Annotated in this window: 16 protein-coding genes and 1 pseudogene; 7 read left to right on the top strand and 10 right to left on the bottom strand. The window is 68.6% G+C overall.

What is annotated here, in order from left to right; genetic code table 11:
• Nucleotides 1-5 precede the first annotated feature (5 nt).
• From ACFRMN_RS05930 to ACFRMN_RS05910, 5 genes are all read right to left on the bottom strand, one after another.
• Entirely contained in the window at nucleotides 6-1,409 is a 1,404-nt protein-coding gene (locus ACFRMN_RS05930) for an MFS transporter (protein WP_383013882.1), read from the bottom strand.
• 1,251 nt (nucleotides 1,410-2,660) lie between these two features.
• Nucleotides 2,661-3,662 (bottom strand): hypothetical protein, encoded by a 1,002-nt coding sequence (locus ACFRMN_RS05925; protein WP_383013879.1) that lies wholly within the window; start codon nucleotides 3,660-3,662, stop codon nucleotides 2,661-2,663.
• Between the two features lie 107 nt (nucleotides 3,663-3,769).
• A complete protein-coding gene (locus ACFRMN_RS05920; protein ID WP_383013876.1) occupies nucleotides 3,770-5,263 on the bottom strand; it encodes an ABC1 kinase family protein in 1,494 nt (497 codons plus the stop codon).
• A gap of 133 nt (nucleotides 5,264-5,396) precedes the next feature.
• Entirely contained in the window at nucleotides 5,397-5,726 is a 330-nt protein-coding gene (locus ACFRMN_RS05915; protein WP_383013873.1) for a hypothetical protein, read from the bottom strand.
• Between the two features lie 4 nt (nucleotides 5,727-5,730).
• Nucleotides 5,731-6,015: a hypothetical protein gene (locus ACFRMN_RS05910; RefSeq protein WP_383013870.1), complete on the bottom strand. Its 285-nt coding sequence runs from the start codon at nucleotides 6,013-6,015 to the stop codon at nucleotides 5,731-5,733.
• A gap of 1,044 nt (nucleotides 6,016-7,059) precedes the next feature.
• Between ACFRMN_RS05910 and ACFRMN_RS05905 the strand changes: the two genes are divergently transcribed.
• From ACFRMN_RS05905 to ACFRMN_RS05875, 7 genes are all read left to right on the top strand, one after another.
• On the top strand, nucleotides 7,060-7,530 hold the full coding sequence (locus ACFRMN_RS05905) for a polyprenyl synthetase family protein (RefSeq protein ID WP_383013867.1): 471 nt from the start codon (nucleotides 7,060-7,062) through the stop codon (nucleotides 7,528-7,530).
• The gene (locus tag ACFRMN_RS05900; RefSeq protein ID WP_383014529.1) at nucleotides 7,413-8,081 is read left to right on the top strand and encodes a polyprenyl synthetase family protein; all 669 of its coding nucleotides are present in this window, start codon (nucleotides 7,413-7,415) and stop codon (nucleotides 8,079-8,081) included. The genes ACFRMN_RS05905 and ACFRMN_RS05900 overlap by 118 nt, the downstream gene beginning before the upstream one ends.
• A gap of 90 nt (nucleotides 8,082-8,171) precedes the next feature.
• Nucleotides 8,172-9,305, top strand: coding sequence for a flavodoxin-dependent (E)-4-hydroxy-3-methylbut-2-enyl-diphosphate synthase (gene ispG, locus ACFRMN_RS05895; protein ID WP_383013863.1), 1,134 nt, complete (start codon nucleotides 8,172-8,174; stop codon nucleotides 9,303-9,305).
• Between the two features lie 291 nt (nucleotides 9,306-9,596).
• Nucleotides 9,597-10,628, top strand: a complete 1,032-nt coding sequence (locus ACFRMN_RS05890; RefSeq protein ID WP_383013860.1) for a Rieske 2Fe-2S domain-containing protein — start codon at nucleotides 9,597-9,599, stop codon at nucleotides 10,626-10,628.
• 245 nt (nucleotides 10,629-10,873) lie between these two features.
• Complete coding sequence (locus ACFRMN_RS05885; protein WP_383013857.1) at nucleotides 10,874-11,197, top strand: DUF4158 domain-containing protein; 324 nt, start codon at nucleotides 10,874-10,876, stop codon at nucleotides 11,195-11,197.
• Complete coding sequence (locus ACFRMN_RS05880; protein ID WP_383013854.1) at nucleotides 11,194-11,517, top strand: hypothetical protein; 324 nt, start codon at nucleotides 11,194-11,196, stop codon at nucleotides 11,515-11,517. Before ACFRMN_RS05885 ends, ACFRMN_RS05880 begins: the two co-directional genes overlap by 4 nt.
• A 66-nt stretch (nucleotides 11,518-11,583) precedes the next feature.
• The gene (locus ACFRMN_RS05875) at nucleotides 11,584-12,747 is read left to right on the top strand and encodes a hypothetical protein (RefSeq protein WP_383013850.1); all 1,164 of its coding nucleotides are present in this window, start codon (nucleotides 11,584-11,586) and stop codon (nucleotides 12,745-12,747) included.
• A gap of 528 nt (nucleotides 12,748-13,275) precedes the next feature.
• Here the strand turns inward: ACFRMN_RS05875 and ACFRMN_RS05870 are convergent.
• The 5 genes and pseudogenes from ACFRMN_RS05870 to ACFRMN_RS05850 form a co-directional block, all read right to left on the bottom strand.
• On the bottom strand, nucleotides 13,276-16,029 hold the full coding sequence (locus tag ACFRMN_RS05870) for a beta-galactosidase (RefSeq protein WP_383013847.1): 2,754 nt from the start codon (nucleotides 16,027-16,029) through the stop codon (nucleotides 13,276-13,278).
• Between the two features lie 1,071 nt (nucleotides 16,030-17,100).
• A complete protein-coding gene (locus ACFRMN_RS05865) occupies nucleotides 17,101-17,613 on the bottom strand; it encodes a hypothetical protein (RefSeq protein WP_383013845.1) in 513 nt (170 codons plus the stop codon).
• 105 nt (nucleotides 17,614-17,718) lie between these two features.
• Nucleotides 17,719-17,998: pseudogene (locus ACFRMN_RS05860) on the bottom strand (hydrolase); the annotation flags it as partial.
• A 376-nt stretch (nucleotides 17,999-18,374) separates the two neighbouring features.
• Entirely contained in the window at nucleotides 18,375-19,766 is a 1,392-nt protein-coding gene (locus ACFRMN_RS05855; protein ID WP_383013842.1) for a cytochrome P450, read from the bottom strand.
• 257 nt (nucleotides 19,767-20,023) lie between these two features.
• Nucleotides 20,024-20,992, bottom strand: coding sequence for a S1 family peptidase (locus ACFRMN_RS05850; protein ID WP_383013840.1), 969 nt, complete (start codon nucleotides 20,990-20,992; stop codon nucleotides 20,024-20,026).
• Nucleotides 20,993-21,436: the final 444 nt, after the last annotated feature.

Genomic DNA, 21,436 nt, shown 5'->3' with positions numbered 1-21,436 from the left:
CGGACTCAGCCGATGCGGGAACCGGCGTCATCGGCCCGCCGCGGCGCCGGCACCCCGGTCCGGGCCGGCTCCGCCTCGACATCGGCCAGATCGCGGTGGCGGGTCTCCCGGGCACACGCGATGGCGACGATGGTGAGCAGCGCGGCGGCGATCACATACAGGGCGATCGGCGTCGAGCTGTCGTAGTCGGCGAGCAGCGCCGTGGCGATGAGCGGCGCCGGAGCACCGGCCGCGACCGAGGAGAACTGCGCGCCGATCGAGGCGCCGGAGTAGCGCATCCGGGTCGCGAACATCTCCGAGAAGAAGGCCGCCTGCGGCGCGTACATCGCACCGTGCAGCACCAGACCGACGGTGACGGCCAGGATCAGATTGCCGAAGCTCGCGCTGTCGATCAGCGCGAAGAACGGGAACATCCAGGCACCGACGCCGATGGCACCGATCAGATAGACGGGCCGGCGCCCGATCCGGTCCGACAGCGCACCCCAGGCGGGGATCACCGCGAAGTGCACGGCGGAGGCGATGAGTACGGCGTTGAGGGCGGTCTGCTTGCTCAGGCCCGCCGACGTCGTCGCGTACACCAGGATGAAGGCGGTGATCACGTAGTAGCTGATGTTCTCGGCCATCCGCGCGCCCATCGCCACCAGCACATCACGCCAGTGGTGCCGCAGGACGGCGACGAGCGGCATCTTCTCCGTATCGGCTCCGGCCGCCGCCGTCGCCTTCCGCTCCTCGGCCCTGGCCAACGCCTCCTTGAAGACCGGCGATTCATCGACGGACAGCCGGATCCACAGACCGACGATCACCAGCACCCCGGAGAGCAGGAACGGAATGCGCCACCCCCACGAGGTGAAGGCCGCGTCGGAGAGCAGCGCGGTGAGCGCCGACAGCACCCCGGTAGCGAGCAACTGCCCGGCCGGCGCCCCGGTCTGCGGCCACGAAGCCCAGAACCCCCGCCGCTCGGCGTCCCCATGCTCGGACACCAGCAGCACGGCCCCGCCCCACTCACCACCGAGCGCGAACCCCTGAATCAGCCGCAACACGGTCAGCAGCACCGGGGCCGCCGTACCGATGGTGGCGTGCGTGGGCATCAGCCCAATGGCGAATGTCGCCCCGCCCATCATCAGCAGACTCAGCACCAGCAGCTTTTTGCGCCCGATCCGGTCACCGTAATGCCCGAACACCAACGCGCCGAGGGGGCGTGCGGCGAAGCCCACGGCGTAGGTGAGGAAGGACAGCAGCGTCCCGACGAGCGGATCGGAATCGGGAAAGAACAGCTTGTTGAACACCAGGGCGGCGGCGGATCCGTAGAGGAAGAAGTCGTACCACTCGATGGTGGTGCCGATGAGGCTGGCGGCGACGATGCGCTTGAGGCTTGCGGGGGGTCGGGGAGCGGCTGCTGGGGACGACATCGGTACCACTTCCAGGCGGTTGGCGGGGACGTGTTCGTGTTGCCATACCGTAGGAATCCGCAGGTCAGGCGCACATGTGGTGGGGCAACATAGTTCGAGGGTTGGCTATGCGGGCGGCCACCATGCCGGCTCACGGAAAGGTGGTTCACGGGCTCGAAGGTGGTTGAACGAGTGCCGTCCGGGACGCGTAGTTCAGGGTGATTTGGCGGTGCGGTGCTGACTCCCGTGCTGGTTTGGTGCTGACTAAAAGCCCGCGTCATCACCCGTGCTCACCCCTCCCGTGCTGACTTGGTGCTGACTGCACTCCGTTGAACTCGGACATCTTGGGGCTGATCGGCTCAGGGCCGTTGCGCGGTAGGCGACCTGACTGATAGGCCGACCCGGCTTTGCCGCTCGGCTCTGCAGGCACGGACAAAGCGCTGCGCCTGGGTGTGGTGCGCGTTCGTCCCAGCAGATTCTGCGTCTGCTGGTGGTACACCTGTCGTACCGGTCCTGACCAGGAGAGATGGCAGTTGGTAGCGCGGGCGGTGGGAGGTTGGCCCGCGTATGGTCCGGATCTTGAGCGTGGTGGGCAGCGGAACATTAGGGGGCGGGTTGGGTGTGTCTGGGCGAGCGGCATCGGGTGTGGGCGCAGGTCGGCTATCAGTGGCGCGGGCGAGGTTGGCCCGGCAGCAGTCGGATGGCGCGTACGGATCCGTCGGAATGTACGGAGACGGGGCCGCCCCACTTCTTGTCCCAGGCGAGTTGGGGACGGGTGTGGCGCTTCGCGTGCACGATGGCGCGGTATTCCTCGACCGTCCTTCGGAGAGGAGGCCGAAAAGCCTCGCGTCCACGCCGGAGAACGCTTCTATGCGTGGGCCGTTCAGCAGGAAGACGTGGTCGGTGCCGGCGTATGTGTTTCCGAGGATTTCGTGGCTGATGTCCTGGACGCTGCCGCTGGCGGCATGTTCGAAGCCGTCGAATCGCTTGTAGCCCTGCCGGTCGGTCAGATACCGAGCGGTCGCCTTCCCGGAGCCGGTGAAGGCCATGAGCCCGGCAGCCGCCGTGTGGCCAAGAGTCTCCTGAATCCACGTGTAGTACCTGGGTGTGACGTGGCAGCCGGGTACGGGCTTGAGAGTCACATCGCCCTCCGGAGGAGGCTGGAAGCCCGGCATGACGTTCTCCTGCACGGGCTTGGCATCCAGATTCGCTTCCGTTTCTCCGGAGGTACGACCAGCCACCCGTCTCGACCGGGGGTTTGTAATGCGTCTCTCACACGCCAGGAGTATCGGTGATGAGCCTTTCCTGGGTGGTTTTTGACAGGTTGTATCGATCGGTCTCTCGATACCAGTAGGTCACTCCGTTGATCGTCGAACGATTGTCCTGGGCCCATCGAAGTACGCCCGGCCTGTCGGATGCCGGAATGTTGGAGTGTTCCAGGTACTCGGGGAGGCTCTGTTCGGCGTTGGTGTAGTCGGCGATCCGCTTTCCCAGCATTTGAACGGCTGCGATCATTGCCTGCCGTGTGGTGAGCCCATTCTGCTGGATGAGGATGGCGACGAGGTTGTTCCCTTCTCCGCTGGCGGCTTCCAGTGCATAGGACGCGATGTCGTTCTGCCAGGCCATGATGTCGCAGTAGGCGTCGACCAGGGTGGTGAAGGGGTACGCGTTGTAGGCATCGGAAGGGATCGCGATCCCTTCGACGGCCTCCAGGATGTCGCTGACCATGGCCGTTCCGATGGCTGCTCGCCGGATGCGCACGTATTCGTCGACGGACGTATATGAGTGGCCAGATGCTTCGATCAGCCATGCGTCCCACAGGGCGTCGTAGTGGTCGGCCCATCTGTCTTGAACCAGTGGGTCAGCCACGGCGATTAGGCGGGCGGACATATCCGCCGTTGCACGAACCATCGGATCTTGTTCCTCGGGTGAGCAGGTGCCTGTCCGGCTGGCCGTGCGCAAACGTACGTCGAGGGACGCCCAGTCGGCCTGTCGGCCTTGTGAGGTCAGACGCGAGCAGTAGTCGTCGGAGATCTCGGCGATGGCGATGCAGTCCGCCCAGATGTTCAGGTGCTCGACCGGCGTGTGCGGGGGGAATGTGTAGGCGGCGGCCCATCCGGAACGCATAGCCGCCATGCGTTCGCGGTTGCTGTAGACCGGAATGACCCTGAAGTCCTCCGCCCACTGGAGCACGTGCTCCTCGGTTGCGGCCGCGTGCGGGTGGGGCGTGACCGGCCAGGGTTCGTCGAATCGTGGTAGATCGTTGATGTCCATGTGTGTGTCCTCGTGGCGATGAGGTGGTGCTGAACGGAGTCTCGGAGGTGGGGAGTTGGTGTGATTCGGTGCTCGGCCGGTGCGGTGCGCCGGTGTCGGGGCCGGGGTCATTTTCTGCGGTTGGCCCAGATGATGGCGGCGGCGAGGATCAGAGCCGCTCGGGTGTACTTCGGGTTGGTCGCGGGCCGGGCGCGGCCTGGTCGGTTCGCAGTGGCCACGCGCAGGGTGAGGTCGTTGTCGGCGAGGTTGCGCAGGATGTCGCGGCCCTGGTGGAGGCTGCTGGGTGCGGCGATCATGAGGTCGAGTGCGGTGCGGGCGGCTTGCTGTTCGGAGAGGGTTTCCCGGGCGAGGCCGAAGACGATGGTGCGCAGGTTCTCGGCGAAGACGTCGGTGATGGACAGTTCGGGGCACAGGTGGCGGATGGATCCTTCGAGGTTGGCGAAGGACTTCCCGAGGAGGGCGATGACGGGGCTGGACCGGATGCCTCGGCGGGTGGAGTGGACCAGGACGGCGGTGAGGGTGACGCCGAAGTCGAGTTCGTCCAGGGAGGCGGAGGTGGCTTTCGGGACGAGGGTGTTCATGTCGGTGCGGAACCCGGCGAGATCGGCCCAGGGTGTGGGGTGTCCCATCTCGACCCAGGTCCGCGCGAGGCCGGCGCCGTCGTTGGCGGCGACATTGAACAGTGCGAGGACGAGGCTTCTGCTGATGGTGGTCTCGATGCGGCCGACCATGCCCCAGTCGATCAGGTGGGCCGGGTGACCGGGGGCGACGAAGATGTTTCCCGGGTGGGGGTCGGCGTGGAAGTAGCGGTCGAGGAAGTACCCGCGGTACATGAACGCCATCAGGTCCCGGCCGATGCCGGTGCGCTCGTCAGTGGTGAACGCGGCGGGGTCGGCGTCGCGGATGGACGTGCCTGGGGCCAGGGACTGCACGAGGACCCGCCTCGTGGGGGCGATGAGGACCTGGGGGACGGTCAGGTGCTTGAACCCCTCCGTCAGGCGGTGGGCCTGGCGCATGTTGGCGGCTTCCTTGCGGAAGTCGCTCTCGCCCTCCATGGCGTCGAAGAGCACCCCGAGCATGGCGGGCACATCGATCACCGTGGTGAACCGGGGCGCGGCCCGCACGGTCAGGCGCGCCGCCCGGCGTAGAACAGCCATGTCCTGGGCCATGATCCGCTCGACGCCGGGGCGTTGGATCTTCACCGCGGCCGGGGTGCCGTCCGCCAGGTCGGCGCGGTACACCTGGGCCAGTGACGCGGCACCCAGCGGCGTATCGGTGTCGATATCGCGGAACAAGCGCGGCCAGCGGGGACCGAAGTCCTTTGCCAGGACCGGCTCGAACACCTCGAACGGAACCGGGGTGACCTGGTCGTGGAGCTGGCGGAGCTCCGCGATCATCGCCGGGGATACGAAGTCGGGGCGGGTGGAGAGCATCTGCCCGACCTTGATGTAGAACGGGCCCAGCGACTGCAGCGACTCCCTTACCGCCCGTGCCCGAGCCTGCCCGCTCTCTTCCTCGGAGCTCCCGCGCCCGGGGCGGCGTAGCCCGTCGGCGAGCAGGCGCCCCAGGACAGCCGAGACGTACCGCGCGCGAGCGTACACACAGCCTCCAGTGACAGGGCGGCCCCACGACCGCCAGTACGGGGAACTTCGCGCGGCGCAAGGGGAGAGCTGTGCCGACGAGAATTTCCCGGGCCCCGCTGGTTTCCGGCTCGCCCAGCCGTTGTTCGCTGTCCTACGTGGTCCGGCCGGTCGGGAAGCCCTCGCGGACGGCGGACGGCAGCCCTGTCATGGCCGACAGCGTGCCTGCCGTCGCCCCGGGGGCGAGGGTGGCGAGGAGTATCTGGACGAGGACCTGGTAGGTGCACTCGCTGCCGCTCGCGCCCTCCCGGGCCCGGAATCGGCGCCCGCACCGTACGTCGTCGGCCAGTTCCGCCAGGGAGACCGTTCGGCAGGCGAGCGAATCCACCAGCAGCCCGTCCTCCCCCCGGACGAGAAGCCGCTCCCCAGCGGTGCCCGGCGGTGGACCGGACACACTGCCACCACTGTCCCTGTTGTGGCTCATCGGGTCAGCCATATGCTGGCGAATTTTCGGACAGGCGGGCGATATCCGCCCGCAGAGTGGCCAGTTCCGCGCGAAGGCCATCCAGTTCCGCCGTCGCGTCCCCCTCACCCGCGGAGCGTCGGGAGGGCATCGACGCGTATCTCTCCGCGTATCTCTCCGCGTTTCCCTCCAGCAGAGAGATGAACGCTGCCTGGAACCTGTCCTCCGGCTCCGCCGCACGCTCGATGAGCTGGTTGACGGCCTCTTGGCCGTCGTCGATGACGCCACCTTGCGGCGGGGGCTGACTCATGAGGAGGTGTTCCTCCCTGCTGGGATGCGAGCACGCGCATTCTGATCGCCCGCGATGCTCCGGCCCTGGGGCCGGAGTTCGGACGGAATGTGTTTCCTCCCCTCAGTGCACGCCAGTACAGTCGTGTGAGGCAACCCCGTCTGCGGGGGCTTGGGAGGCATTGAGCGCCGGCCGTCTGCGCCGGGGCGCTGCATGTGCACCCGCCGCACTGCCGGGACCGTTCTCGCCGCCCGGCCCCACGAGGGAATCCTGTGAGAAACTGGCCGCCAGGACGGCGGGCGGTCCATCACTGGGGCAGCATGGCAACGGTGCGGATGCGGCGCCGGACCGCGACGCCGACGGGGTTCTCCCGGTGCGCGACCGGGGACTGACGCTCCGGTCTGTGAACCCGGAGGCCGGCCTTGGCGCCCGTGCCGCCCGGATCCGGACAGTTGACCGCGACCAACAGGGGAAACACCGGCCCGGGCGACCGTCGACAGCGAACCCGCCTCAGTGCCGTGGGCGTATGGCCTGCGCCCGGCAGCGCTGCGGCAGATACGGGCGCCGGAGCGTGAGCCGGAGTCACGGAGCGGGCCCGTGCCCGTGCCCCCATTACCCAGGCCGCGCGCCGTCCCCGGACAGCCACGGATGTGCTGGTATAGGGGCTGTAGCGCTGAGCACCCGCGCAAGCGGCCGACGAAGGCACCAGTCCGCGGCCCGCCGACCGCCGGGTCGAACCGATGCCGCGACACCCGTGCCACCCGCTGACCATGCCGATCACCCCCCGACGCGCAACCACATACCTTGCGCCAACCGCGCGGGTAACCAGTACCGACCCGAAGGCCGGGAAAAGCGCACCACAGCCGCTACCTCCACCGGGCCGCCCGTGTTGACGCCCTGTCCGGCGGACCCGCGGGGAAGGCTCACACCGCCGCCGCGGCACCGGACAGCTTCCGGGCATCCCAGGCCACCCGGCCCTGAACCTACCGGGACAGCCAGGGATCCGTCCCGAACCCGCCCACCACCTGCTCAACCTGACGCACTGCCACACGAAGGTGAGGCCCGGTGTCCGACGAACCCCGCGACTGCGAGAACATCCTGGCGCACAGCGCGAGCGCCATCAGGCCGCTGATCCGCTCCCAGGTCAACCATCTGCCCGCACACATCCGGCACATCACCGGAATGCACTTCGGCTGGTGGACCGACGACCGCATCCACCTCGACCGCCCGGCCGAGGGCAAGGCCTTGCGCCCCGCCCTCGCACTCCTGGCCTGCCAGGCTGTCGGCGGCGCCCCGGAACAGGCCCGTCTCGCCGCCGTGGCCGTGGAACTGATCCACAACGCCAGCCTGCTCCACGACGACATCATCGACCACGACCCCGTACGCCGGCACCGTCCCGCCCTGTGGCCGCCAAGGGGATTCCGGCGGCGATCCTCGCCGGCGACGCCCTGTTCTTCGCCGCCGTCCAGGCTCTCACCGAAGCCCCCCACGCCGAGCACACCATCCCCGTCCTCCTGGAGAGCGTCCAGCAACTGATCGAGGGCGAGTACCTCGACACCCTTCTGGAGACCGGCACCGACGTCAGTGAGGACCGGGCCCTGTCCGTAGCGGCGGGGAAGACCGCGGAACTCCTCGCCTGCGCCTGTGCCCTCGGCGCCACCGCAGGCGGTGCCGACGCGGAGCGCGTGGGCCATCTGCGGGCCTTCGGCCGGCACCTGGGTATCGCTTTCCAGTGCGTCGACGACCTTCTCGGCATCTGGGGCGACGAACAGATCACCGGCAAACCCGCGCTCTCCGACCTGCGCCAGCGCAAGGTCTCCTTGCCGGTGGCCGCCGCCATGGCCGGACACACCCCGCAAGCCAACGCCCTGCGTGCCCTCTACCGCAGGAACACCCCTCCCAGCGAAGAGGAGTGCCGACACGCGGCCGAGCTGATCGAACAGAGCGGCGCCAGGGTCCGGACCCTGCAACGCGCCCGACGCCACAGCGCCCACGCCCGCGAACGCCTCGCACTGAGCCGGCCAGCGCCCGTGGCCGCCGCCGAACTCGCCACCCTGGCCGAGATGATCAGCCGCCGCGACCACTGAACGAACTCCACAGCCAAGCCAACTCCGGCGCGGGTGCCGCCCGCATCCAAACTCTCCTCGGCTCCCGCCCCGTCAGAACCAGGAACAACCATGGCCTCCATCGACCTGGGACTCCCCCAACCGCCCCCGCCCACCCCGCCGCGCCGCCGCTGCCGGAAGATCCACGTCGGCAATGTCCCCGTGGGCGGCGACGCACCCGTCAGCGTCCAGACCATGACGACCACCCTCACCGCCGACGTGGACGCAACCCTCCAGCAGATCGCCGAGATCACCGCCGCCGGTTGCGACATCGTGCGCGTCGCCGTCCCCTCCCAGGACGACGCCGACGCCCTCCCGCGCATCGTCGCCCGGTCGAAGCTGCCGGTGATCGCGGACATCCACTTCCAGCCACGCTACGTCTTCGCCGCCATCGATGCCGGCTGCGCCGCCGTCCGCGTCAACCCCGGCAATATCCGCAAGTTCGACGACCGGGTCGGTGAGATCGCGAAGGCCGCCGCCGCGGCGGGAGTCCCGATCCGGATCGGTGTCAACGCCGGCTCCCTCGACTCCCGTCTGCTCGCCAAACACGGGAAAGCCACTCCCGAGGCCCTGGCCGAATCGGCCCTATGGGAGTGCTCCCTGTTCGAGGAACACGGCTTCACCGACCTGAAGATCGCGGTCAAGCATCACGACCCACTCACCGTTATCGCCGCCAACCGCCTGCTCGCCACGGCCTGCGACTACCCCCTCCACCTCGGCGTCACCGAAGCCGGCACCACCCTGCAGGGCTCCATCAAATCCGCCGTCGCCTTCGGCATCCTCCTCGGCGAAGGCATCGGCGACACCATCCGCGTCTCCCTCTCCGCCCCACCCGTCGAACAGGTCAAAGCAGGAGCCCACATCCTCCAATCACTCGGCCTCCGGCCCCGGAAACTGGAAATCGTCTCCTGCCCCGGCTGCGGACGCCTCCAGGTCGACATCCACAACCTCGCCGCGAAAGCCGAGGCCGCGTTCGACGGGTTCCCGTATCCGTTGCGGGTGGCGGTGATGGGCTGCGTCGTCAACGGCCCCGGCGAGGCCCGCGAAGCCGACATCGGCGTCTCCTCCGGCAATGGCAAAGGCCAGATCTTCGTAAAGGGCAAAGCCATCCGTACCGTCCCCGAAAGCCAGATCGTCGAAGCCCTCCTCGAAGAAGCCCTCCGCCTGGGCGAGTCAATGGACACTGCGCAGAAGACAGGGCCATGACCACGCCTTCCGCCCCGCACGCCGCCCCGCATCCAGCCTCCACTGCGGCCGAGGCTCAGCCGCATGACTTCCCCACAGCGCAGGAACACGCGGTCTCAGATCCCGGTCGGGACTGGCTCTCCCCGCGCCCAGAGAGTGATACGACCCGCCCCTGCGTAACCGCTCCCAGACAGGCAACCGCGCCCAACGCATCCCCTGCGGCGTCGGTCACCCCTCGAAATACCCCGCATACCGGAGCAACCGCCGAAGCGGTCCTCAGCAGCCCTGTCCGAACTGAACAAGGAACCTCCCATGTCCGAGTACCGCTACACGGTGCGCCACGGCGATCCCCCCACACCCGCCTACCAAGCCGCAGATCCGCCACTGCCCTACCCCACCGGCTGGTTCTGCCTCGGCCCCTCCACTCTGTGGAAGCCGGGATCCGTACAGACCCAACGCTTCATGGGCCGCGACATCGTCGTCCACCGCACCCGCTCCGGCATCCTGCAAGCACAGGAGGCCCACTGCCCCCACCTGGGCGCCCACCTGGGCGCGGGCGGCCACGTCGACGGAGAACTCCTGGTCTGCCCCTTCCACCAGTTCGCCTTCGACACCGAGGGCACCTGCGTACGCACCCCCTACGGCACACCGCCCAAGACCGGCCTGGAACTGCTGCCCTCCCAAGAACGATTCGGAATCGTATGGGTGTGGCACCACCCCGACGAGCCGACCCCCACCTGGGACCTGCCACAGACCCAGGGCATCGACGCCGGCCCTCTGTACCGCTCCACCGACCTGACAGGAAACCCCCAGGAATTTGTGGAGAACGCCTTCGACTACCAGCACTTCCTGTACATGCACAGGGTCACCGTCGAGGAGATGGCACCACCCGAGTTCAGTGACACCAGCGCCCGCGTCCAGCTCGCGATCAGCGGCATCCAGTACATCCGGCACCTGCCGCTCCTGCGCGACACCCGGATGGAACTGACCATGACCCTGATCGGTCTGGGAGCCATCTACGCCACCGTCGACCTCCCCCAGTACGGCGTCCACGCCGTCCAGTGGGCCACCGCCACCCCCATCGCCCCCTGGCGGATTCGGTTCTGGATTATCACCCGCGCCGACTTCACGGGCACCACCGCCCTGCCCCCGCTCCTGTCCAACACCCTCGCCCGTCCCGCCACAGCGCTCCTCACCCGGGCGATTCACGAGTTCGGATGCAGCGTGTCCAGCCAGGACCTCCCTATCTGGAACCACAAGAAATTCATCCCTCACCCGAAACTCAACAACCAGGACGGCCCGGTGGGCCCGTACCGCCACTGGATCCGCCGCTTCTACCCCTGATACTCCGGGGAGCCAAACCGCCAACGCGCGGTCACGAGGGGCCGAAGCTCGACGGCAGCCGGCGCCACGTACAGCCTCGTGGCAACGAACACGATGGCGGCCAGCACCTGACGGGGTGTGACCGAGATACGCGCCAAAGGGGCAACGAGATGATCTTGACGCCTTGAGCGCCCGCCGCCCATCACTCATTCGGCTCAGTGTCGTTGATGGTGATGTTGAGCGTCGTCTGGGGCCTGGGGTGGGTTGTGACATCGATTGAACGGACCGCGTATCCGCGGTTCAAGCGGCTGATCACCGCGCGCGAGCTGCATCTGTTCTTCTCCCCGAGCCGCGATGAGCTGGAGTGGGCGGCCGATGCCACGGACTGCGATGAGCATCTGCTGGCCCTGCTGCTGATGCTGAAGTCATACCGGCGTATGGGGTGTTTCCCAGAAATGGAGGACGTCCCGGAGACGGTGGTGGACTTCGTCCGGCGGGCGGTGGAGCTGCCGGAGGGCACGCTGTCGGTGTACCGGGCGGAGCGGACCGCCAAGCGCCACCGGGCCTGGTCCGCAAGTAGGCCGGCGTGACGTACGACCAGGCGAAGGCCCGGGGGATCGTCGAGCAGTCGATCCGCGAGGAGGCCGCGGCGAAGAACCGCGCGGCGGATCTGATCAACATCGCGCTGGAGAAGGTGGTGGAGGCCGGGCTGGAGCTGCCGGGGTTCTCCACCTTCGACAAGATGGCCTCGAAAATCCGCACCGAGGTGAACGCCTCGATCCGCGCGGGTATCCACGACCGCATGAGCGACGCTCAGCGGGCGGGAGTCATGCGGTTGCTGGAGGAGCGCGACAGCGACGGGACGACGCTGTTCAACCGGCTGAAGAGGCCCGCGCAGGGCCCGACCTAATCGCACTTCAAGAACCTGACCAAGCGTCTGGAATGGCTGGACGAGCTGGGCGACACCGATGTGTGGATGGACGGAGTCGCCGCAGGGAAGATCACCGAATTCGCCGGGGAGGCGGACGCGGCGGATGCCTCGGAGCTGCGGGACTTCGTCCCCGTCAAACGCATCGCGCTGGTCGCGGCCCTGACGCACAAGGCCAGGACGCGGGTGCGGGACGACCTGGCGACGATGTTCCGCAAGCGCGTGGCGACGAAGATCAAGAAGGCCAAGGCGGAGCTGGAGGAGATCCGGCTTGCCGAGCGGGAGATCGTCGAGGCTCTGATCGGGAACTACCGCACCGTGCTCAAGCACATCGACGAGGGCGGCCCGGCCCAGGAGGCGTTGGAGAAGGCCGCGGCCATGACCGCCGAGGTCCGCCAGGCCGTTCAGGGTCTGGACGAGGAGGCATCGGCGGACGAGATCGCGACGCGGCTGGAGGGCAGGGTCCCCTCGGCAGTCCTCGCCCTGGTGAAGGCCCAGGTGGTACAGGCCGGAGGGTTCGGCGCGGTCACGAAGGCCGTTGAAGGCTTCGGTGGATTCGCGAAGCAGTACGAGCGGATCGGGAGGGTCTCCGCCCACCACGGCAACTTCTGGGAAGTGCTGCTGTACGGGCAGATCGGCCGGGACCGGGCGGTGATGTTCGACCTGGCCGACAACGACAAGCTGGAGTTCACCGCGACCAGTGAGGACAGCCGGGTGCTGGACGCGCTCGCGCACGCCCAGCGGCACCAGGCGGCCCGCGGCGAGTACATCACCGCCTTCAACGAGGAGGGCAGGGAGGTCGACCTCTCCTTCGCCACCCAGAACTGGCGCAAGGCGGTGGTCGACAAGACCCGGACCGGACAGTTCGTCCGTAAGCACTTCGAGGCGATGGTCTTCACTGCCCTCGCGGAGGAACTGCGCACCGGCGACGTCGCAGTGGTCGGCTCGGAGGAGTACGCCGACTGGTCCGAGCAGCTGCTGGCCTGGGAGGTCGTTCAGGAGACGCTGGGGTCCTATCTGGTGGAGGTTGGCCTGTACGAGGCGGGCGAGAGCGCTGAGTTCGACGCGAAGTTCTTCCGCCGGCAGCCTACCGCCGGGCCGAAGAGATCTTCGAGGAGAAGACCCGGCTGCTGGCCAACCCTCTCGCCTCACCCGAGGACGTCGAGGACCTGGACGGCTTCACGCTGCACCGGCTCCGCCACAGCGCCCTGACACACGACGCCGAGGACGGCACCTCGACCCCGATGCTGCGGGCCCACTCCCGCCATGCCTCCGTCCGCTCCCTGGAGCGATACGCACGGCCCGGCGTCGACTCGGTCGCTCGACACCTCGCCGAACGCGATTCCGCTGCACGTCGCCGCACGCAAATCCGAGCGGATCAGGGCGTCAAGATCATCTCGTTGCTCCTTTGGCGCGTATCTCGGTCACACCCCCGGTACCCGTGCGGCTGAGGCCCGCGGGGCCGCGGCCGCGCTCAAGGTGAACTCTGGCAGGGAGCACATGGCGAACAGCGCGCCCATGGCCGCGGACGCCCGCAGGAATTCGCGCCGGGGGAGGCCGCCACGGTCGTCGGACGAGGGATGAGCCGGGAGGCGAGGGGACATCGTCGGTCGCTCCTTCTGAGAGATGAGTGCCCGGCGCCGGTGCGCCGGAAGGCGCGCGACGGAGTCATGGCCCCGGTCCGGACCCGGCAGAGCACACACGTGCCTGTCACCGCATGCGCGCGGCCTCTTGGACGAATCAGTGCCAGGTGACTTCGTGTTGTGGGTGCCAGGTCCATGAGGGCAGGCCGGGAATGGTGCCGGAGGGCCGTGGGATGCCTCGGATCGAGTCGTCCCAGGCGGAGACTTCCAGGATCAGGTCGGTGCGGGCTGCCTCGTCGAGGTTCTTCAGATCGATCGACCAGGCCTCCCCGTGGTACAGGTCGTTCGTGATTTTCGTTCCCGCACCGGTCAGCGTCGCTTCGCCGCCGCGGTAGTCGAGCACCAGGTGGGCCTCGGCCAGGTCGGCGAGTGCCGTCGCGCTGCTGTTGATGCGCCACCGGCCCGTACTCAGGGAGGTGATCTGCGGGGCGGCCGGGGCTGCGGGGAGCCGGTAGGAGTACCTGGTGAAGGGTTTCGTGGCCTGGGCCGCTTTCCATCCGGTGGCCGGGGCCAGGCCGGCGGCGGGGAAGATGTCGGCGGTGATCCTGCTGCCCGCAGCGGCGCTGAACCGTACAGTCGGCCGCAGGCCCGTCAGGTTGGCCGTGCCGGTGAGCACAAGGCGGTCGCGGCCGTTGAGCGGGGCGACCACCGCGCCCAGCGACTCGGTCTCGGTGAGCACGATGATCCTGGCGGACGGGGTCGTGATGCCGGCTTTGCGCACCAGCAGCGAGGTGCGCTGCCCGGCGGGGAGCGTCGCGATGCGCTCGTTGCCGGTCACCGTCTGGGTGATCGTCCCCAGTTCGCCGGTGATCTCGGTCGCGCTGTCGAAGGCGAGTGCGCGATTCGTCCAGTCCGGGGCCCAGTAGACCCAGGTGGGGACGTCGTCACCGGCGAGCTTCGCCAGTGGTTCGACTGTGGCCCAGCGCAGGTCGACACCGTTCAGGTCGGTCATGACGGGGAAGATGTTGTAGCGGTCCACCGGCATGGTGAGTGGTGTGGCGGGCAGTGTGATGGTGCCGCCGGACGTGTTCACGCGGATCTGGACGTCGGAACGGGTCGGCAGGATGACGTTGCGCTGGGTGTTGTTGACGAAGGCGAAGCCGCGTCCGGTGCTGTCGAAGCGGCCGATGTAGCGCAGTCGACGGGTCTGCGTGGGGTCCATGATCTGTCCGGGGTCGCGGGCGATCCGCGTCCTGATGAGTTCGTCGGCGCATGTGGTGACGAAGGTGTGCAGTCTCCGGTAGTGCCGGTAGGAGTCGCTGGTCTGCCCGAACTCGCCCAGCGGGGCCTGGAAGTCGTAGGTGAGCGGCCAGTTCCCGCTCAGACCCGGCATCTGGGTGCCGCCGTGGAACATGTAGTAGCCCAGGTAGTTCGCGCCTCGCCCCACGCTGTCGTAGGCGTGCGTCGCCACGTACTTGCGCTCGACGAGGAAGCGGTCGTCTCCGCGCATCGGGCTGCCCGTGCCGAGCTCGCAGAACCCGCGCGGGTAGTCGAGCGTGTCGTAGGTCGCCCCGCCGATGTCGGTGTTGGCGGTCCACTCGTCGGTGCCGTAGATGAAGCCGGACGTGGCCGAGGTACCGGCGCCCAACTCCCATCCCCGGTAGGTGTAGGCACCCTGGAGGGGGATCGCGGTGTCCTTGTCGAATCTGGAGTTGGCGGTCACCGTGTAGTACGGCACCACCATGCCGTGGGCCGTGCACGTGCGCCGCAGGGTGGAGATGTGCGCCGGATCGCCTTCGGCGAACTCGTTCTCCAGTTGGATGCCGACGATCGGTCCGCCGTCCTTGACCCACATTCCGCTGAGCTGAGCGGCGATCTGGGCGAAGTAGGCGTCGACCTTGGTCAGGTACCCGGCGTCGTTGGAGCGTGCCCCGGACAGGGCGAAAGAGGGGATCCCGCCGTCCGTGGCCTCGGCGTTGACGTACGGGCCCACCCGCAGCCAGACCATCAATCCCTGCCGCTGAGCGGCGGCGACGAAGGCCCGCAGGTCCTTGCGTCCCGACCAGTCGAAGGTGCCTTCGGTCTGCTCGTGGTGGTTCCAGAACACGTACGTGGCCACGATGCCCAGGCCCCCGGCACGCATCTTGCCCAGCTCGCGCTCCCAGAGCGGGGAGGGATGACGGACATAGTGGAACTCACCGCTCACCGGGTACCAGGGCTCCCCGTTCCGGGACCACCCGTTGCGGGTCACGCCGTAGGCGACCCCGCCCGCGACGCCACCGGCGTTGGTGAGTGGCGTGTCGGGCCGCGACTCGGTGGCGGTGGCGTCCAGCCGGTAGGGCACGAGCGTGCGGGTCCAGAGCTGGGCCGGGTCGCCGGTGTCGGAGCGGATCTCTATCGCGGCGCCGGCGGTGGTGGAGGAGTCCATGACCGAGAGCAGTTTGCCGCTGGCCCTGCCGGCGATCTTCACCCGGCCCTGCCCGGCGTCGACCAGCTTCCACTGCTGGTTGGAGGCGCCGCTGCCACTCCACTGGATCACCCGCGCCCCGTCGTCGGTCCGGCCGCCCGACACATCGAGCACCTTGCCCGAGTTCATCATGGCGATCATCACCCAGCCATCGCCCTGATCGACCACGGTCCACTCCTGGTTGGGTGTGCCGGTGGCCGTCCACTGGATGATCTCCGCACCGTCGTCCGGTGCGCGGCCGTAGACGTCGAGCACATAGCCGCTGTGTACGTTCGTGAAGGTCAGGGGAGTTCCGGCCACACCGGCCGCCGCGTATGCCCGCGAGGGCCGGATGAGGTCGCTGAGCACGGGACCGGCGGCCAGGGCCACCGCCCCGGCTCCCAGCATCCGCATCACGCTACGTCGGCGTAGACCGCCGTGCTCGGTGCTCATCTGATGGTTCATGACGTCTCCCAGGGGGGCTAGGTACCGTCTTGCGGCTCGTGATGTGCGCGTCGTCCGTGCGCATCGTCCGTGTGCTGGTGCTGGTGCTGGTGCTGGTGCTGGTGCTGGTCGCCGGCTGTGGAACATCGGGTGGAGGCCCGGGGGCACAGGCCCCACCGCAGGGTGGAGCAGGGTGGAACTGTCGGCCGTGGTGGTGCCGTTGGTGCTCGGAGTCCACTTCCGGCCGCTGTCGCCGCCTCAGGGCGAGACGACGGCCGGGGTGCCTCGGCGGAGCTGGCGCCCGCGGCGTCCGGACACACTCCGGTCCCCGTGGTGGCGGGGGCCGAAGCAGCCGGGCGGTGGTTCGACGGCGGGGGGTGGACGCCGATGGGAACGTAAACACTCCGCCACGCGACTGTCCCGTTGGCGCGACTGGACTGTTGGATTCAGTGCAGCACGCGCCTCAGAGCGCGTCAATATCTGTACCTTTCTGTTTCGTCTTGTTGGATTCACGGGATGGTGGCGACTGCTGCGGGGAGATCGTGCCGCCGCGGCCGGAGCGTGGGCGGGGGCGCGGCCACTCCTGGCGCGGTGGACGGCAGGGGTGGCTGACTGGGGGCTGCTCTCGCCGCGCGCGGGGGGTGGTAACACCTCCGGCGTGGCAGCGGGTGGGGCACCAAGCCGCTCAGCCTGAACGCCGACTACATCGCGCTCCAGCGCAAGCACAACTCCGGCGACCCCACCCTCATCCCCTCCTCCGAGCAAGGGGATTCCGCCTGGCACCTATCCGGACGATCTCATCGATGAGCGAGGAACCATCGGTGGTGGTGCGGTGTTCGCGGCATCGGTCTACTCGATGACCATCGATCGGGCACTCGGGAATGTACGCCTTTCGCGTTCAACCGGAGGCCGATCCAGGGGACTTGGGCATTGCTCCGTGCCCCCCGAGGTCTACGCGAACCGAACTGGCGCAGCCGGCCGGCCGGCGGTGCGACTCGTGGCCCGCTGAGTCTCCTTCGGGAGGAGTCGGCGGGCCACGATGCGGTCCTGGGGCGGTCCGCGTTCTTCGGCGGCAGCGAGGCAGGCTCGGTCTCACGTCCATCGCAGTCGGTCGCCGGTGTTCTCCAGTGTTCCGTCATCGGCGATGTTCGTCCCCTGGAGCCAGGAAGACAACTGGATACCGTTGATGCTCTCGCTGCTGGTGAGGTCAGCGGGTCTGGCCGCCGCGGCCAGCGGGAGCTCGATGTTGCGACGCGTCCAGCAGGCCGTGGTGGCGGCGACCGCGGCCATGGCGGGCAGCCGGACAGCCCGCTCGTCGGTTCCCTTGAGGTCGATGTAGCCGTCGGGGAGGTAGTGGGTGTAGTTGGCGGCGTACCAGGGTCCGATCAGGTAACGGGCACTCCCGGCGAGGACGGCTGTCACTCGGGCTCCGGCGGCGTCTGCCCCTGAATAGGAGCCCAGGGTGGGCCAGTTGATGGGTACGACGCTGTTGCCGTCCGCTGCCGGAGCGGTGCCCGTCGTCCCGGCCCCGAATACGCCGGTGAGTCCGATCACGCTGGTTGCTCCGAGGAGGCGACGTCGGGAGAGTTCAGGCGGGTCGAACATGGGCGGACTCCTACTCGCGAGGGGCATCGGACAGCAAGAGGCGTGGCTGTGTGGCAGCGCACCGACGGTTCGCGGAGGCGGTCGCGACAAGCCCGGGGACGGTTCTCATTCGAAGAACTTGAGGCTGTACCCGACGTCGGTGGTGGCGCCGGGGACGTTGGCTCGGCGGTACGTGGTGTTGGCCCACCGGACGGCCGTGCCGGTGTACCAGTAGCGATCGGACCATGAGTACGGTGTGCCCTTGGCGACCGCGTGGAACACGGTCGGGAACCGGTTGCCGGACGGCGGACCGGCGGCGACGTCGCCGCGCGGCAGGACGAATGTCTGGTGGCTGGCCGGGACCGTCGGCATTCAGTGTGGGGTCCCGGCCCGGCATCATGGTTGACCGCTGAAGGTGAAGGGCACCCCGTCGATGGCCCATTTGTCACCGGGCAGGGCGACCTCGGTGGCGGCGGAGTAGCCGGTGTCCGGGCCGGTCGCCGTGAAGGAGGCCCGTCGACAGCGGCGGCCCCCTGGCCCCTCACGCGACCCTGTTGACCGAGATCGGTGTCCAGGGCGCGCACAGCCTCCGCCTCAGCGATCTGGCGGTAGAGATCAGTCCAGCCGGCAGCCAGGGCTGAGCGGGTCGTCATCCAACCCGAACAAGAGAGTGGGGAGACGAACACGGCGCAGCTCAGACGTCGTAGTGGAGATCATCGGTGCAACCGGCCACCCGCGACTGAACAGGGAGATCGCGCTCGCACCCCACCTACCCACTGACCTCACGGCCCCTCTGCTCGACAGCGGGCTCCACCGGACAGGCGGGAGTTTGAAGACACGTCCTGGGCACGTGGCGGTACCAGGGTTGCGAGGGCGGGGCCGTCGGGGCGGACGGTGATGCCGTACAGCGCCCTCGTCGGTGTGGATTGGAAGGTCAGGGTGTGGACCGGCAGCAGGTGTTCGAGGAGAACGGTCGATTCGCGGAGCGCGAACTGCAGACCGAGGCAGGCTCGGGGACCGATGCCGAAGGGGAGGTAGGAGCCCGGGTGGGTGGGTCGGCCGTCCGGAGTGATGAAGCGCATGGGGTCGAAGTGCTCCGGGTCCGGCCATAGTTCGGGGTCGCGGTGTGTGAGGTACGGGCAGACCAGAATGTCGGTGCCCGCCTCGATGGTGTAGCCGGCGAGGGTGTCGCCCTCGGTGGCATGGCGGGGGAGGATCCAGACGGACGGGTAGAGGCGAAGTGTCTCGTGGACCAGAGCCTGGATGGCGTGGCGGCGTTGTGCTGAGCCTTCGCCGCCGGCGGCGAGGGCTTGTTCGCGGGTGGTGGGGTGCTGGTCGAGGAGCAGATAGAGCCAGGTCAGGGTGGTGGCGGTGGTCTCGTGCCCGGCCGCGAGCAGTGTGACCAGCTCGTCGCGGATCAGCCGGTCGGTGTACTCGGGGCGCTCGGTGGCGGCGTCGATCAGGACGTGCAGCAGGCCGGGGCCATGAGGGCCGGCCTGCCCGCTGCGAGCTGCCTCGATGGCGTGCCGGGCGACCGCGTCGATCCGGGCGAGATCGGCGGCGACGGCGTCCCGGGCGTCGGTGACATCGGCGGGGAGAGTCGGAAGGATGGCAGCCACGGCGGCTACTGCGTCCAGTTCGCGCTCGGTCCCGTCATCGAGGGGGTTCCCGGTGAGAGAGCGCCAGATGGCGTCCAGGGCGAAGCGGTGCATCTCCCGCCCGACATCGAGGCTCTGCCCGGTACGGGCGTACCGGGCCCAGCGCGCGGCGGTGGTCCGGGCGGCCTCGGTGATCCGCTGTTCGTAGCGGCGCATACCGGGGCCGGTGAACTGGGACTGTAACAAGCGGCGTTGGCCCTTCCACGCCGCACCGGTGGCGGCGAGGACTCCGTCGCCGATCAGCAGACGGGCGCGATGGGAGCGCTTGACGTACCGCTCCGGGTGCCGGGCGAGTACGTGCTGGACGGCCTGCGGGTCGGTGACGAGAACGGTGGGGGTCGGCCCGAGCCGGAACGCGGCGACGCCGCCGAACCGCTCGCGCACCTGGGAGAGCAGATCGACCAGTTCGCCTCCCCCCGACCGCCATCGCTCCACGAGTTCAGGCTCGGCTTCGGGGACCGGCCGTCCCGTCGCGGGAACGTGTGAAAGGGAGCCGGGACTGGCTTCGAGGTCCATATTCCTCTCCTGGTCAACCGCCGTGCTTGCCCGTAACGGAGCACTGGCACCACGGACTGTACGAGAGCGGGCGCACCCGGTGACAGCCCGCCTCGCCTTGGCCGCATTCCGGGCATGACCCGGATCCCGCCATCCTTCCGCCGGGCAGCCGACATGCCGGTCACAGCCAGGCCGGCCCGATGCGGGGCACGCGGCGGCGTCCGGCCGTACCGTCCCGTCGCCTCGCGCGGGCGACGGGACGGTACATGTGCGGGCGGTCAGTAGACCGTGGCGCCATAGGTGTTGAGGGCTTCTACGAGGGGCTGGAAGAAGGTGGTGCCCCCGCTCGCGCAGTTGCCGCTGCCGATCGAGGTCAGGCCGAGTCCCGTGCTTCCCGCGTACAGCGGGCCGCCGCTGTCACCGGGTTCCGAGCAGATATTGGTGCGGATCAGTCCGGTGAGGGTGCCATTGGCGAGATTCACGGTGTAGTTGAGCCCGTTGACCTGTCCGCAGCGCACACCGGTGGTGCTGCCGCTGGCGCAGGCACTCAGGCCGACCGTCGGGTTGGCGGCGGCGGTGATGTCCTGGACGGTGCCGTTGTGGAGGTAGATGACGCCCTGGGTGTCCGTCGGAGTGGTGGAGTATCTGGCGATCCCGAAATCATTGCCGGGGAAGGAATTGCCGACGAGCTGGCCGAGCGGGTCCGGCGGGTTCGGGTCGTCCGGCGGCCATTTCCGCTCGTACAGGATCTGACCGATCCGGTAGCAGTGTCCGGCTGTCAGCCAGTAGTACGCGGTGCCGATGCGCACGTTGAATCCGAGGGTGCACGGCACCCATTTCAGGTCATAGGCAGCCTGCCCGGGTAGCGGGCCGCGAGGCTCCAGGTGTCCCTGGGTACGTTCGATCAGTAACGCGCCGGCGAGGTCACCGGCCGCGTGCTTGAGCTTCGCGATCTCGGCCTGGCTCACGCTCTCGTCGACCGTCACCCGGACCCGGCCGGCCTTCTGGTCGACGGCCCAAGCGGTTCCGGTGATCCCCGAGTTGAGCAGAGTGTCGCCCGCGGTGGCGAGTTCGGCGCTGCTGAAGGCCCGAGCGGCCTGGGGCCGCGCCTGGTCGTGGGCCGTGGCGTTCGGTGTCAGGATGACGGTCAGGGTGAACAGACCGGCCAGCGCTGCCAGCAGCCGCCATCGCCCCGGTCTGGGGTTAGGGCCGTATCTGGTTTCGGGTCTGCGTTTGAACGGACGCATGCGCTCAATTTCCATGTGTACCTCCGGCCTGAAGGGCGGGACAGCACCTGGCCGCCGACCACCGGCTGTCGCCGTTGGCCGCTGACTACTTGCGTACCAGGCGGACTGGCGTACGGGCGTACGGGCGTACTGGGGTACTGGCGAGACACGGAACGCGGACTCGTATGCCGGGCATCAGGCTCCCACACGACCACGCAGTGAACAGCAGTATGTTTCCGGACTGCGGCAGCCGCCGCTCCGGCACCAGAAGTGCTCCGCAGCCTCAGCGACAGAGCCGGTCACGCGCCGCCTCACGCACCACGAACGCCGACGGCACGTTCGTCCCCGCCCGTTGTCGCACTGGTCACGTGCGTGATCGCTCCCGGCGGAGGCTCGCCGGAGCCCCCTCGCCCCGCCTCGGTCGGGGTCGGGAAGCTCGCCCTCCGGACCGTCCGGCCGGATGTC

Origin of the sequence: Streptomyces sp. NPDC056835, from assembly GCF_042789485.1 — a bacterium.
GTDB lineage: Bacteria > Actinomycetota > Actinomycetes > Streptomycetales > Streptomycetaceae > Streptomyces.
Note: the sequence above shows the minus strand (reverse complement) of the source record. Positions and strands in the feature narration are given on the sequence as shown.